Source organism: Bulleidia sp. zg-1013 (assembly GCF_019798045.1).
In the GTDB taxonomy this organism is placed as follows: domain Bacteria; phylum Bacillota_I; class Bacilli_A; order Erysipelotrichales; family Erysipelotrichaceae; genus Bulleidia.
Map to the genome: position 1 here is coordinate 60,330 of NZ_JAGXEX010000001.1, position 14,746 is coordinate 75,075.

Here is a 14,746-nt window from a genome sequence, read left to right on the forward strand (position 1 = left end):
TAAACAGGCATAGCCTGTTAGTAATGTTATGGCAAACTAAATCACAAATAAATATGCTTTCTTCATTATCAAATTCCTTATTTTATAAATGAATTGCATTTGAAGGATTTTTCTTATACGCTGTGTCATGGAATAAATATGCTCCATACAGCTTATTTTGATGTTTAACCATGACTAACGGAAATACCGATGACTTTATTGCATATAGAATAGCCCAAACAATCAAAGCCTCAAGTTTTATGCTATTCAAATGATTAAACCAAAGTTCATAAAATATGAGTCCGTTCAGAATAACATTAAAAATAGTAGCTAAAGTAGCCGATACAATATTCGTTTTTAGGTAGGGATTATAAAATTTTGCTGCATATAATGCTAAAACAGAAATATTGTAAATACAAATCGGTTTATATTGCTTTCTATAAATAACAAGTGTTTTACGATGGTATAAATGTAAATTACCTATCGAACCACTAGCTTCATTAAGCCAAATATGACTGACTGCAACAATATCTTCCCAAGGCACAAGTAAATCTATTTTTCTTAAATAAATTCCTGTTTTACAGATATAAAATTTCCACTTTACAAATGAAAATATACCGATAATGATAACAGAAACTCCAACTACAATATATTTTAACCATTCTCTCTCTATAACTAAGAAGCCGTTAAAGAAATTGATATTGCCACCCATAGCATCTGATATTGCATATAATGTCATTATAGAAAATGAAAACAAAAATAATATATATCTATAATAAATACTGTGAAATTTTATTTTACCTTCATTCATTACACCTCTTCCTTTTCAACACATTCATCATCAAAAGAGAATACATCGTTAGGTGTACAGTCAAGTGCTTTGCATATTCTCTCTAAATTTTTAAGTGTTATCGGCTTATTTTTTCCCATCTGTGCCATAACATTAGTTGTTAAATTCGCCATTGCTATAACATCTGTTTTCTTTAAGCCTTTCTTTGCAAGTTGTATCCATAATGGTTTATAGTTTAGTGCCATATCAACCCTCTTTTCTTTACAAATACTATCGGCAATATTATACCATAATCATTGAGTACAATCAATATTTCATTGCTTGAAGTCTTAGTTTTAGATTTAGGATTGTCATTCCGTCCTTATCTTGCCATAAGCGCTTGATTCCTTGGCTCTTTCCTTGAAGTAGTCAAACACATGGATAAAATCGCCTTTCTTAAAGTCCCTTGCCATCTCACTTTTTTCACCATACACCGAGCATTTGGTGTATTCCTTACCACCTCCGTACTTCTTCACCAAAGTGAAGTTTGCTACTTGAACACTTTCTCCATCTTTTTCAAATTCTGAAAATTCAGCTTCCCTGACTAAATTTGCATTAATATTTATCATTTCTCTATCCATTAATTTCTTCTCCTTAATCTTTAAATTTCTAATAAAAAAGCAACTGAACTTTTAATTCAATCGCTAAATATCTTATATATTAAATTGTTTTGAGTGGGACTTCTTATCCTTACCATCTTTACCTCCCAATCGTTAGAATTTTGGTCTAACTTTTGGGGGTCACCTCAATAATTAGCTTCTTTTATTCGGATATTTTTGAAGGGAGGTTTACAGTATATTTTGCCCTTCCAATATCCACAATTAACTGTTTATGTGGTAGTTTTTATTCAATTTATTGTTTCTTTAATTGATTTAAGATTTCTTCCAATAATTGAGCCTCATCTGATTTCACAGCTGCACTTTCTTCTTCCTCAACTGGTTTCTTTAACTTATTAATAGCTTTTACCATCACAAATAAGACTAAAGCTAATAACACAAAGTTAATCACGGCTGATAAAAAAGCACCAATTCCTAAGTTGACAGGTCCCATTTGAATCACAACCTTGCCAAAATCGGCTTGGAATAAAATACCAATGATTGGATTAATAATGTTTTCAATAAATGACTTAATAATGGTTTGAAATGCGCCACCGATAATAACACCAATAGCCAAATCCATTACATTTCCTTTTAAGGCAAAATCTTTAAATTCGTTCATAAAGTTCTTCATACGCATCCTCCAAAATTTTATTTGCGTTATCTAGTTTCTCATTCATAATCAAATAACTGCCCTGCGCATATTGATTTGAAGCGTGGAAATTCTTAGGCTCATGAATGATTACCTGCTCATTAGTATAAGACAAATCATAAATATTGTCCTGCAAATCACTTAATTGTTTTATATTTTTTTCTTCAAAGCCATGCTTAATAATCATTAAGTCTCTTTTACCAAACACAAATTGATAGGTAAATGCTGTAAAGCCATAACGGTTTTCAAAATTTTGAATCATATCTCGAATTTGTAGTGGATTTAATTCACTTGATAAAATCAAGGCATCCACTCCCTTCAAGGATAAGAAATACGCCATCGCATAACTATTGCTAATATTAAGAGGCATTCCTGCAAGACAGTGTTTATTTTGACCATAGAAATCACCCGGTTCATTTAACACTTGGTTTTCATGGTCACTAGGTTCAAGTAAATATTCATCCACCACCGCTGTATAATCCTTTTTTTGTAAATAACGGGCTTTTACAGAAGAAACTGCACCACGAACCAATAAGCGTTCTCCTTGGTAATGCGGGTTATCCGGTTTGAATTGATAATTTTGTTTCCCAATGCGCTTATGAAAGGTGGAACGAATTTCATCTAACTTTTGAATCATCCTCCTTCTAAGCTCATTGATTTCTTTCATTGGTAAAAAGATTTTTTCTAACTCACAAGAAAAGTTGTCTAAGCGATAAGCAGAATTGGTTAATTGTCCGAATGCTTCTTTTAAACGTTCTTGACTTAGAGGTTGCTTTAAAGCTTTTTGGCACTTCATTTTTGTTGCTAATTGAAATTTATGAGTACCATCTTTCACTTGCATACACAAAAACTGATTCACCTTCGCCACTAAATGAATGGACAAAGAAACACGTCTTTCATGTTTCTCAATTAGGGAAGAAACTTCTTTCAATAAATACGAATTGCTTGTCAAGCGAACTTCATCATTTATCTTTGGCCAGCCTTCCGGACAATACACTTGAACAACTTCCCCTTTTTTAGCCTTATTGGTTAATAAATGTTTCTTATTCTCCATCTTATTGACCACAAAGCCAATGTCTTCTGGATACGATAAAATACGAATTCCATCTCCTTGATTTAAGTCTTCTTGCAAAATAATTTCAATAAAGTGACCATGAATAGCTTTCACTTTACCTAGTGGAATTCCTTGATGATTTGCTCGAACATGAGACATCCTTTCAAACGTTGAAGAATGGGCTAGATGCCCTCTTGAAAAACCACGGTTGAAGAGTTCTAATAGCTCTTTTTCTTTTGTCCTGGATAAATGATAACTTTGGTGATTGTAGTGAGCATCAATTGCTTCTCGAAAGGCTTTAGTAACTGTATAAACGTATTCCGCTTTCTTCATACGTCCTTCAATCTTCAAACTAGCAACACCCATTTCAATTAAATCGGGAACCAATTCAAGCGCATTTAAATCCTTGGGACTTAAAGCATACTCTCCTTCTTTGGAAAAGGATCCATCTTCTTTGTACTTCAAACGACAATTTTGGGCGCAAGCTCCTCGATTAGCAGAACGATTTTTCATTACTGAAGACATCAAACATTGTCCACTATACGCAATACAAATGGCACCATACACAAAAACTTCAATTTCAATATCTTCTTGGCACATCTTTTGAATGGTTTCTAAAGAGCTCTCACGCGCTGCCACAATACGCGAAGCACCTTGTTCCTTCATAAAGCGAACCCCGGCCACATTATGAACGTGCATTTGCGTGGAACAATGCAAATCTAAATCCGGATAAACTTCATGAATATAATGGTATAAACCTAAATCTTGTACCAAGATACCATCCACATCCGCATGGTATAACACATCTACTGCCTTTTGAACGCCTTTTAGTTCCGATTCATAAATAAGCGTATTCATCGTTACATACACCCGTACACTACGAATATGACAATACGCAATCACTTCGGCAATATTATCCAATGAAAAGTTTGGGGCAAAGGCTCTTGCGGAATAAGAAGACAAGCCAAGATACACCGCATCACAACCGCCTTCAATTGCTGCTATTAAACTTTCCATACTACCTGCCGGAGCCAATAATTCTATCTTCTTTTTTAACATTGCGAATCCTTATAAAATTTTGCCAGACCACCCTTTGATGTTTCCCGAAGTTGAATGTCCATAACACGTCCTGTTTCCTTCATTGTTTCAACAATCGTGTCAAAATTAATACGACCTTTCTTAATTTTTCTTAAAGTGGAAGCTAAGTGAACCGAATCCAAAACACGCAATATCCCTTGACTATTTCTTTCAATACAAGGAATCATCACATAGCCTTGCACCGGATCACAGGTCAAACCAAGGTGATGTTCCATACCAATTTCCGCCGCTGATTCAATCACTTCTAAATTTTCTTTACGAATCCAAGCCAACATAGCACAAGCCATGGATACGGCTGAACCAACTTCGGCTTGACATCCACCCATCGCCCCGGAAATTGTTGCGTTTTGTTTAATGACATTACCAAACACACCACCGACTGCTAAAGCTTTCGCTACCTCGGAAACAGTATAGCCTTTATCCACCACCAAATAGTAGGATAAAGCCGCAATAATTCCACAAGCACCCAAGGTCGGTGCTGTAACAACCGTTCTCATAGATGCATTTTCTTCATTGGCCGCATAAGCATAAGACATAATTTGCAGTCGCTCATCCCCTTTAGCTAATTCAAATAAATCCTTAGCACAACGAGCTAATTTTAGATTTCCAGGCAAAATCCCTTCGCTTTTTAAACCATTTGAAACACTATTCATCTCGGCTAAAATAACCTCTTCTAAATAACTTAGAATATCTGGTTCATACGATAAAACATAGTCCAACAAATCCCATTGTTTCTTCTCTAAAACAACTTTGATTTCATTAAAGTTGTTTTCTACATAAACTTCATCATTAAAATCAAAGTCTTTTTCTAAGACCTGAATACTTCCTCCACCCAGCGAAAAAACAGTCCATATATGTTCCAGCTCTTTTTTCTCATTAAAAGCCTTTAAATAAAAGCCATTTGGGAAATCCTCTTTCCATTCCAGCTTCCATTTAATTTCCACTTTACCTGGCAAAGTTTCTTGGATGATTAAATCCGTATTGTGTCCCTTTCCTGTTAAAGACAAAGAACCATATAATTCCACCTCATAGTAAGGATGCTCACCAAATTCTTGCACAAATAAACGACAAGCTCTTTCGGGAGCTAAGGTGTGTGATGAACTTGGTCCTCTTCCTATCTTATATAACTCTCTAATTGCTTGCATAGGTCCTTCCATTTCTAAGGATGAAATACTCAAATCCTTGTTTTGCGTCAATTTTTCCAATTTTGATTTCCTGATCTAAATCCGCTAATTCTTTTAAAAATTTTAAAAGTGACAAGGCCGAACAAGAAGAACAAGCTTCTAAGCCTTTTTGAATGGCATAGGGTTTTACTCGCAAGCGCGTAGCAATGGTCATTTCATCGTAACCAAGTTCTCTTAATTCCTTCATGTCATATAAATGACGCAATCTTGAAGCCAATAAAGCAATTTGAGCTTGCGTGTCTACGCCGGCTGCTTGAAATCGTTTTAAAATTTTCCAGGTTTTTTTGAAATCCCCCTCTAAAAAAACATTACCTAATGCATAAACATCCACTTCCGGTGAATAACTAACTAGTTCTTCAATATCCTTTAAATCATAACAATCTTTAGGAATAAGTTTTAGTTTTTCAACTGCTCTTTGTAAAAGAAGACTATCATTTTGAACTCGAAGAATGAGTTCATCAAAAGCTGCTTGATTAAGCGAAAGTTTTTCCTGTTGCAATCGTTGCTTTGCATAAGTTGGAAATTCCCATGGCTTTAAAGCGGTGAATGTTTTTTGTTCGATATTTTCTTTCTTCAGAAATTTCACTAATTTCTTTCGCGCATCCAAATTAACTTCATCCATATAGATAACAAGCACAATTTGTTCATTAGGATCTTTTAGGTACAAGACCATTTCTTTTTGAAAATAGTCTAAATCTTTCTCATTCCCTTTGGTTGTAGAAGTGGATAAAAAATAGGCATCTTTTAAAATGACCATTCTTTTTCCCATATCAAATAAACTTTGGCTAGCCAAGCTATGAAAGAAAAGTGGCATGGAAAAATTCTTGACTTTAGAAGCATCAAAAATCTCAATTTCACTTGTTTCAATTTCCTTTGTTTGCTTTAAAAAGGAAAGGTATTCTTCCTTTCGGTAACGATCATCGCCACTAATTAAGTACACACTATTCATCAGCACTCATTATAGCAAAATTCCCTTTTCCTGTTTGGATTTGTATACCAAATTTCCAAAAAAGAACACGCAGTCCTTTTTCTTCTTGCAAACTAAAATAAAGTTTATGATTTTCTTTTAAAAATTGTTCCTGACTAATTTTTAAAGATTTTGATAAAATAAGAATTTTCGCTTCGCTTCGATCCATTTTTTCTATAAAATTCTTCGCATTATCCAGAATCAAATACTTGGCTTTATATTTGGGTGTTTGATCGGAAAAGTTCCAAAGAAAATCCCCCATTTGAATCAGTTTCTTTCGACCATCTATCAAAACATAGTCTCTAAAAGGATACTTTTTTTGATAGTTTTCTAAAAAGTTATCTAAGCATTGACCGGCATGAACAATCTTTAGATGTTGACCATTTTGAAGCAAAAATAGTGGTAATCCTTGCCGGCTTACTAAAATAACTTGTCGGCTGAAATAAGGACTAATAAGGATAAAAATAGAACATAGAATTAAGAACATTGTTTTTCTTTTCAAGAAGAAAAATACCCCAATCAAAACCCACCACAAACAAGAAAAAGAATAGCCAATGCGCAGGTTATCTAAAAAGGTAAATGGGTGAAACAGAATTTGAATGCTATTAAAAAGAAAGGCTTGTTTTGTATATACATAAAACAAACAAATTAAATACAAAAAAGCCTGTATCTTTCGAAAGAATGAATAGCCAATGGTCATTAGAATTTGAAACGAGCCAAACACATACATGGAACATAAAAAACGAAGAAAAAAGGCATCTCTTTTCTTTAATCGCCATAAGAATTCACTTTGATAAAAAAGTGCTACTAAAATTCCCAATGAAAAGAACTCTTTTTGAAATAGAAGTAAACTACTATACAGCAATAAACCATATTGATTCGCTTTATCCCAATTCAGAAATGAAATGAAATGACATAAGATATGCAAAACAAGAATAGTTTGATAACTTAGGAAGATAAGAATTAGTGTATACAAAATGATTTCTAAGTATTTTCTTTGCGTACGGTCTAAATGATAACGAAAAAGAAATGAAATCATCTTCACCAAACCAATCCAAGCAAAGCCATGGAAAAAACCTTTTTGGTAATAACCCAATAAAATAGATTGTAAGAAATCCTTTTGTTTGAATGAAACCTCTTCTATTTTCTTTTCAATTTGAGCTAAATACCCCTTTCCTTGTCGAAGAAGACGGATTTCTTTTGGTTTTAAGCTATCTCTTTGTGTTAGCAAAGGTAAAGTCAATAAATCTTGATGATTACTTTTTTCAACCTTTCCTTCTATGGCATAAAGGCTACCCAACGGTTCTTGCAATGTTCTCTTAAGGATGATTTTTTGACCAAAACTATCCACCATCACTGATGAAGCTTCCCTTTTTTCAATCAATGTTAAATGATTTAACTGAATGGATACCTTTAAGAAACATGGTATTACTAGTAAAGGAAATATAAGAAAATAGTACCATTTTTTATACTTGAATAATAAATATAAAAGCGAAGACAAAAGCGCATAAATGCGATATTTCTCTGCACAAATATGGATTAAGATAGAAAATATAGCCACTTCTAAAAGACAGTCTTGAATAGCTTTATAAAGTAATTTGGCTTTGGAGTTCTTCATACTTTTTCTTACCAATTCCTTTGACTTTTTGTAAGTCATCCAGCTTTTGAAAAAGTCCATTTTCTTTCCGATAATCCAAAATTCTTTGTGCCATCTTTTTGCCTATGCCTTTTATTTTCATGAAATCGTTAAGACTGGCTGTATTTAAAGATACCTTAGTACTTTCTTTTGCATCTAAAAATAATACATCCCCTTCATGAAGGACTTGTTTAGGATTGTAATGGTGCTTTTGAAAATCAATCGGAACAAGCTTTACGATATCTTCAATAGTACTATTTGCTTGGATAACAAGTTCTTTCCGTTCCTGCTTTTCTGTCATAATTGTAATGCGAATATTTGTTTGATCAATTTCTTGAACATCTAAATAAGACTTTGGCCGGCATGAAGAAAGAAAACATAAAAAAACAATAAGCAGTCGTCTCATAGGAAACACCCCTCTTATCGTTTTACCAATCAATTTTAAAATCCTTACTTAACTGAAATAATAATTACCTTGTATGGCTTTGCGACATTCACTGAAACGGTATCACCCACCTTATGATCCAAGATAGCTTGGGCTAAAGGTGTTTCGTTAGATAGCTTACCATTTAAAGGATCCGCTTCTGTCGAACCGACAATCATATATTCATTCACTTCTTTGGTATCTAAAAATTCCAATTGAACCGTTGCCCCAATACGAACCGTTGTGGAATCTTTTGTTTTTGTGGTATCAATTAAGACATAGTTTTGTAAATTATTTTCTAATTCCGCAATACGAGATTCCACTTGCGCTTGCATTTCACGAGCTGCATCATAATCAGCGTTTTCACTTAAGTCCCCTTGCGCACGGGCTTCAGCTAATTCGGTTTTTACTTGTTCGCGAACAACGTGGACAAGATTATCATATTCATCTTGTAACTTTTTAAGACCTTCTTGAGTAACATAAATTTTATTTTCTGACATAAAATACTCCTTAATCCGTTAAATTATACCATCATTATATTGAGGATACTATCAATTTTTGTTGTAATCAAATCAATCGCAACCGTATTGCGACCACCCTCCGGAATAATCACATCCGCATAACGCTTACTTGGCTCCACAAATAAATTGTGCATTGAGCGAACGGTTGTCATGTATTGCGTCACGATGGAATCCAAAGAACGTCCTCTTTCTTTCACATCACGCACCAAGCGACGAATAAAGCGTACATCAGCATCCGTTTCAACAAAAATTTTAATGTCACAAAGTGAACGAAGTTTCTCTTCTTCTAAAACATACAATCCTTCTAAGACAATCACATCACAAGCCACAACCACTTCCGTTACCGAACTACGCGTATGATTCACGAAATCATAGGTAGGCTTTTCAATTGGTTTATGGTTTAATAATTCCTTCAATTGTTGAATCAAAAGCCCATTATCAAAAGCAAAGGGATGATCATAGTTCGTTTTCACTCTTTCTTCCATCGTTAAATGCGATTGGTCCTTATAATAATCATCTTGACGAATGGTTATAACTGATGTTCTTTCCTTAAAACGTTCTTGGATGGTTCTCGATATCGTTGTTTTTCCTGAGGCACTACCCCCCGCAATTCCAATAATGATCGGCTTACTCATACTAACTCCTTTACATCCGCCAATACGTCTTGTTCATCATACTTCATTACATAATGAAAGTAGGGACAATCATTTTCTACTATCTTAGGCAAGAAATAACGATCACCTGACCAAAGATTTAAAGCATCCATTTTTGAAATATCAATCCAATGCAGTTCACCCTCTAAACATTCTTTTTCAATACCATCAAATTCTTGACAAAGAAAAACATGAATTCTTTCTACATCCAAATATGGATACACAAAATCCAGGATTCCCATTGCTTTTAAAGAGCGAATTCGATAGCCTGTTTCTTCATAAACCTCTCGCATCGCACATTCTTCTATCGTTTCATAGACTTCCTTCTTACCACCAACACCAAGCCATTTACCGGCATTGAGATCTTTTTCTTTTTTATTTCTTAGTAACATCAAAATTTGTTTCTTAGATACCAAGTAAGTTACTGCACTTTCCCTCATGACTTTAGATTTAAATGTTCCTTCACATTCTTTTGGTGTTCTTCATAAGTCTTTGCATAATACACTTTACCTGTTTTCACATCATGCATAAAGAACAAATAATCTGTTTCTTGTGGATTTAAAGCTGCTTGAATCGCTACTTCTCCAGGATTATTGATTGGTCCTGGCGGTAGACCTCTATTTTTATAAGTATTATAAGGAGAATCCACATTGGAATTGACCTCACAAGCTTTCCAATCTCCCTTCGCTCTTTCCACATTCATGGCATAACATACACTAGAGGAAGAACCCAAAGGCATCTTTGCCTTCAAACGATTCAGAAAAATACCTGCAATCACTCTGCCTTCTTCTAATTTAGAGCCGGATTCATACTGAATAATCGAAGCTAAGGTATAAACTTCTGAAACCGATAGTGAGGATTTCTTAAATTCAGATTCATATTTCTGATAAATCTTCAAACTTTGATTTAATAAAGTTTTCGTTACCTTTTCAGCACTTGTGTTATGGTCAAACGAATAAGTCGCCGGGGATAAATAGCCTTCTAAAGAATAACGAATAGAAGCTTTGAAAATATCCTCGGTTAAAAAAGGATAGTCTCTTTGAATGGATTGAATCCAAACTTTATTCTTCCAAAGTTTCAATAAATCTTCTTCTTTTACATTGGTTTTCACTGCCACGGCTTTTGCAATATCCTTTGCCCAATAACCATCAATCACCGACACTTTACTTAAGCCGGATTGGGCTTTTTTAATATCGGATAAAGTGGTAATTAATGTTTTCAAATCCCAAGCTTTATCTACCTCAAATTGCCCTGCCTTAAAATTACCGATCTTATTGATTTTTGCATACAATTGCGCAAAATTTGCGTTGTGAATTAAACCTTGTTTCTCAAGATTTTGGAAAATGGTTTTTGAACGTGTGTTTGCTTCAATGATAAAAACTTGTTTGCTGGAAGCGGCACTCATTGGCTTTTGAACCATCCAAAAGCCATAACCACCATAAAGCCCGGCACCTAATATAAGTACAAGAACTAAAAAGGACAAAAATCGGAGAATTTTTTTCATTCTTCGTATTCCTCCTCACTAAAGGCTTGAATCACTTCTTCCATCATTTCCATATCCTCATCCGAAAGTGCAACTAATTCATTGTTTTCATCATAAAGATAGGCATAAACGGTACCATCTTGGTTATCCAAATCTTCAAATACCACATAGTCTTTCCCATCTTTTTGAACCGTAAATAAAATGTGAACTTCTTTTTCTCTTCCATCGTCTAGCTGTATCAGCATGCGATCTTCTTGCATGATTACCTCTTTCCATAGCGATCCAAATAATATTGAAGAATTTGTACCGCCGCTAACTGATCAATCTTCTTTTTTCTCTTCTTACGCGAAACATCGGCTTGTAAAAGAATTTCTTCGGCTTCAACCGTGGTAAAACGTTCATCCATTAAATGCACAGGTAAACCACATTCTGCCTCTAAAACTTCCTTAAACTCTTCTGACAACTTCGCTCTAGGACCTACATCCCCATTTAAAAGCAAGGGATAGCCCAATACAATTTCATCAGGCTTTTCTCTTTCAATTACCGCTAACACTTTATCCATGGCTTCATTATAATCTTCACTCTTAAAACGAATGGTTTCAACAGTATGGGCAATAAAACCGGTTTCTGAAGCACTAACACCACATGTAACACTGCCTAGATCTAATCCTAGGTATTTACTCACTTATTTTGTCCCTCTAAATAATAACGAACCAATTCCTCAATAATCTCATGACGCTCAATCGATTGAATGATGTTGCGAGCATTATTATGCGAAGAAATATAAGCAGGATCATTTGAAATTAAGAAACCGGCCATTTGGTTAATCGCATTATATCCTCTTTCTGTCAACGCTTTTTCAACGTGCTGAAGAACTTCCTTAATATTCTCACGACGCAACTCTTCCGCATTGAAACTAACAGTTTCTGTCAATTCACGATTTTTCTCATTCATAATGTACCCCTCCTATTCCCTTTTCATTCTATAACAATTTTATTTGATTTAAAAATAAATTATAGTGATTCACGGATACTTTTTAAAGCTAAATTCACTTTATCCACTTCTTTCCCACCGGCTTGGGCTAAATCCGGCTTACCGCCACCATTACCACCCGTCAATTGCGCCACTTTTTTCACAACATCACCAGCACAAACCCCTTTCGCAATTGCTGCCGGACTAGCCGCCGCCACAAAGACTACCTTATCATCCGTTGTATTCGCAATTAACACAAAACCATTCTCTAATTTATTTCTTAATAATACCGCATAATCTTTTAGTCCGGAATTATCTTGCCCCTGTAGCTCTAAGATTAAGACATTCAAGCCATGAATTTCTTCTTTTTTACTAAGAAGAGCTTCGCTTTCTACCTTCATCTTTTCTACTTTTAATTCTTTGATTTGACTTTGTAAGCTTGCGTTTTCTTCTAATAAGATATGAATGCGATCTTGTAAAGTATTCCATTTCTTTAATTTCAATAAAGAAGCACTTTCTTTCAAATAAGTTTCCATTTCTTTAAAATGATCGAAAGCTGCCTTTTTAGTTGTGGATGTAATGCGACGTACACCCGATCCGATACTTTCTTCACTTTCAATATGAAATAAACCTAATTCAGAAGTATTTTGAACATGCGTTCCACCACAAAATTCTTTCGAGAAATCCCCCATCGATACAACTCGCACAAAGTCACCATATTTCTCATCAAATAAAGCAGTCGCACCGGACTTCTTCGCATCCTCAATGGCTAAAACTTCCGTTGTAACTGGAATATTAGCCATGATTTGATCATTCACTAAATCTTCCACTTCTTTTAGTTGTTCCTCACTCATTTTTTCAAAATGGTTAAAGTCGAAACGAGCATAGCTTGGGCAATTATATGAACCAGCTTGCGCTACATGGTCCCCAAGTACCTTTTTTAAAGCCGCTTGTAATAAGTGTAAGGAAGAATGGTTTGCACGAGTTAATTCACGATTTTCATAATCATATTGACCATGAATTTTAAAACCTTCTTTTAATTCAACAGCTGTGTTCACATGATGTAAAAATTGACCATTAGGAGCCTTCTGTACATCCGTAACTTGAATATCTTGCCCATCATAAGACAAGATACCCGTATCAGCACATTGACCGCCACTTTCTGCATAGAAGACTGTTTCTTTAAGAACAACATCCCCTTCACCAAGTAAAGAAGAAACCCGTTCTCCATCCTTAAATAAAGCGATAATAGAGCTGTTCATCTCCTTTTGATCATAACCAACAAAATTACTTTCAGCTTCAAAGTTCAGTAAGTCTTCTGATTGACCATGCATAGATTGTTGCTCACCACGAGCTTTACGAGCACGTTCTTTTTGTGCTTTCATTTGTGCTTTAAATCCTTCTTCATCGACTACATAACCAGCTTCAGAAGAAATTTCCTTCGTTAATTCAAAAGGGAAACCGTAGGTATCGTACAATTGGAACACCACATCCCCTGGTAGTTTCTTTTCACTTTGGTGCTGGTTCATGGCGGATTGAAGAAGGTTTTCACCCATAGATAAAGTACGGTGGAAGGCTTCTTCTTCCATTTTCACAAGCTTTGAAATTAAATCAATCTTTTCAACAACATAAGGATAATAAGCTTCCATATTCTTTGCGACCACTTCAACCAATTGGTACATGAATGCACCTTCAATGCCAAGCTTCAAACCAAAACGAACAGCTCTTCTTAAAACTCTTCTTAAAATATATCCACGACCCTCATTAGAAAACATGGCTCCATCCGCAATCGCAAAGGTTACAGTACGGATATGGTCAGCTATTACACGATAAGCCATCTTCGCTTTTTCATCACTATAAGAAAACTTCGACAGCTTTTCAGTTGCCTGGATGATTGGTAAAAATAAATCCGTATCGAAGTTAGTTTCACCCTCTTGAATTAAAGCCACTAAACGTTCTAATCCCATACCCGTATCAATATTTTTTTGCGGTAGTTCAGGGTATTCACTTCTTGGCATTTCACCGGGATGGCAATCGTATTGTGAAAAGACAATATTCCAAACTTCAATATAACGGTCATTTTCTAAATCTTTAAAGAACAATTCTTCGCCTTTTCCCTCCGGATCGTACTTTTCTCCACGGTCATAGTATAATTCTGTATCGGGTCCACCAGGTCCACGACCAATTTCCCAGAAGTTATCATCGGTTTTACGAATATGGCTTGGTATCATGCCCACTTTAACCCAAGTATCGATTGCTTCTTGATCATCCGGATAAACCGTTACGTATAAACGTTCTGGTTCAAAGCCGATATAATCTTTGGATGTTAAAAATTGCCAAGCCCATGAGATTGCTTCTACCTTGAAATAATCACCAATTGAGAAATTACCTAACATTTCAAAGAAAGTATGATGACGAGCAGTCTTACCAACATTTTCAATGTCGTTTGTACGAATGGATTTTTGAGCATTGCAAATACGATGACTGGCCGGCTTCTTGCGACCATCAAAATAAGGCTTTAAAGCGGCGACACCGGCATTAATCCAAAGCAATGTTGGATCATCATGTGGCACTAAAGAAGCCCCCGGTTCAATCATACAACCCTTCGATGCGAAAAAATCTAAGAACAATTGACGTACTTCATTACCGGTTAGTTTTTTCTTTGACATATCTTTTCCTCCATAAAAAAAGTTCCCTA

At 35.1% G+C, this 14,746-nt stretch carries 17 protein-coding genes; all 17 read right to left on the minus strand.

Annotated features, from left to right (window positions below; genetic code table 11):
* Positions 1-82: 82 nt before the first annotated feature.
* A complete protein-coding gene (locus tag K7I92_RS00260) occupies positions 83-790 on the minus strand; it encodes a hypothetical protein (RefSeq protein ID WP_220281609.1) in 708 nt (235 codons plus the stop codon).
* Positions 790-1,014: a helix-turn-helix transcriptional regulator gene (locus K7I92_RS00265; protein ID WP_203245659.1), complete on the minus strand. Its 225-nt coding sequence runs from the start codon at positions 1,012-1,014 to the stop codon at positions 790-792. The genes K7I92_RS00260 and K7I92_RS00265 overlap by 1 nt, the downstream gene beginning before the upstream one ends.
* 105 nt (positions 1,015-1,119) lie before the next feature.
* The gene (locus K7I92_RS00270; RefSeq protein WP_220281610.1) at positions 1,120-1,389 is read right to left on the minus strand and encodes a single-stranded DNA-binding protein; all 270 of its coding nucleotides are present in this window, start codon (positions 1,387-1,389) and stop codon (positions 1,120-1,122) included.
* A 271-nt stretch (positions 1,390-1,660) separates the two neighbouring features.
* Positions 1,661-2,038: a large conductance mechanosensitive channel protein MscL gene (gene mscL, locus K7I92_RS00275; protein ID WP_203245657.1), complete on the minus strand. Its 378-nt coding sequence runs from the start codon at positions 2,036-2,038 to the stop codon at positions 1,661-1,663.
* Entirely contained in the window at positions 2,013-4,169 is a 2,157-nt protein-coding gene (locus K7I92_RS00280; protein ID WP_220281611.1) for a U32 family peptidase, read from the minus strand. Before K7I92_RS00280 ends, mscL begins: the two co-directional genes overlap by 26 nt.
* Positions 4,163-5,353, minus strand: a complete 1,191-nt coding sequence (locus K7I92_RS00285) for an L-serine ammonia-lyase, iron-sulfur-dependent, subunit alpha (protein ID WP_220281612.1) — start codon at positions 5,351-5,353, stop codon at positions 4,163-4,165. Before K7I92_RS00285 ends, K7I92_RS00280 begins: the two co-directional genes overlap by 7 nt.
* Positions 5,340-6,341: a DNA polymerase III subunit delta gene (holA, locus tag K7I92_RS00290; protein ID WP_220281613.1), complete on the minus strand. Its 1,002-nt coding sequence runs from the start codon at positions 6,339-6,341 to the stop codon at positions 5,340-5,342. The genes K7I92_RS00285 and holA overlap by 14 nt, the downstream gene beginning before the upstream one ends.
* Positions 6,334-7,977 carry a hypothetical protein gene (locus K7I92_RS00295; protein ID WP_220281614.1) on the minus strand — a complete coding sequence of 548 codons (1,644 nt, stop codon included), beginning with the start codon at positions 7,975-7,977 and terminating at the stop codon, positions 6,334-6,336. Before K7I92_RS00295 ends, holA begins: the two co-directional genes overlap by 8 nt.
* Positions 7,946-8,401: a ComEA family DNA-binding protein gene (locus tag K7I92_RS00300; protein WP_220281615.1), complete on the minus strand. Its 456-nt coding sequence runs from the start codon at positions 8,399-8,401 to the stop codon at positions 7,946-7,948. The genes K7I92_RS00295 and K7I92_RS00300 overlap by 32 nt, the downstream gene beginning before the upstream one ends.
* A gap of 44 nt (positions 8,402-8,445) precedes the next feature.
* On the minus strand, positions 8,446-8,919 hold the full coding sequence (greA, locus tag K7I92_RS00305; RefSeq protein ID WP_203245652.1) for a transcription elongation factor GreA: 474 nt from the start codon (positions 8,917-8,919) through the stop codon (positions 8,446-8,448).
* A gap of 23 nt (positions 8,920-8,942) precedes the next feature.
* Positions 8,943-9,575, minus strand: a complete 633-nt coding sequence (udk, locus tag K7I92_RS00310; protein ID WP_203245651.1) for a uridine kinase — start codon at positions 9,573-9,575, stop codon at positions 8,943-8,945.
* Positions 9,572-10,033, minus strand: coding sequence for an 8-oxo-dGTP diphosphatase (locus K7I92_RS00315; RefSeq protein WP_220281616.1), 462 nt, complete (start codon positions 10,031-10,033; stop codon positions 9,572-9,574). The genes udk and K7I92_RS00315 overlap by 4 nt, the downstream gene beginning before the upstream one ends.
* A complete protein-coding gene (mltG, locus tag K7I92_RS00320; protein ID WP_203245649.1) occupies positions 10,030-11,097 on the minus strand; it encodes an endolytic transglycosylase MltG in 1,068 nt (355 codons plus the stop codon). Before mltG ends, K7I92_RS00315 begins: the two co-directional genes overlap by 4 nt.
* On the minus strand, positions 11,094-11,336 hold the full coding sequence (locus K7I92_RS00325) for a DUF1292 domain-containing protein (RefSeq protein WP_203245648.1): 243 nt from the start codon (positions 11,334-11,336) through the stop codon (positions 11,094-11,096). The genes mltG and K7I92_RS00325 overlap by 4 nt, the downstream gene beginning before the upstream one ends.
* Positions 11,337-11,338: 2 nt before the next feature.
* The gene (ruvX, locus tag K7I92_RS00330; protein WP_203245647.1) at positions 11,339-11,761 is read right to left on the minus strand and encodes a Holliday junction resolvase RuvX; all 423 of its coding nucleotides are present in this window, start codon (positions 11,759-11,761) and stop codon (positions 11,339-11,341) included.
* Positions 11,758-12,030: an IreB family regulatory phosphoprotein gene (locus tag K7I92_RS00335; protein WP_006627435.1), complete on the minus strand. Its 273-nt coding sequence runs from the start codon at positions 12,028-12,030 to the stop codon at positions 11,758-11,760. Before K7I92_RS00335 ends, ruvX begins: the two co-directional genes overlap by 4 nt.
* Positions 12,031-12,089: 59 nt before the next feature.
* Positions 12,090-14,717: an alanine--tRNA ligase gene (alaS, locus tag K7I92_RS00340; RefSeq protein ID WP_220281617.1), complete on the minus strand. Its 2,628-nt coding sequence runs from the start codon at positions 14,715-14,717 to the stop codon at positions 12,090-12,092.
* Positions 14,718-14,746: the final 29 nt, after the last annotated feature.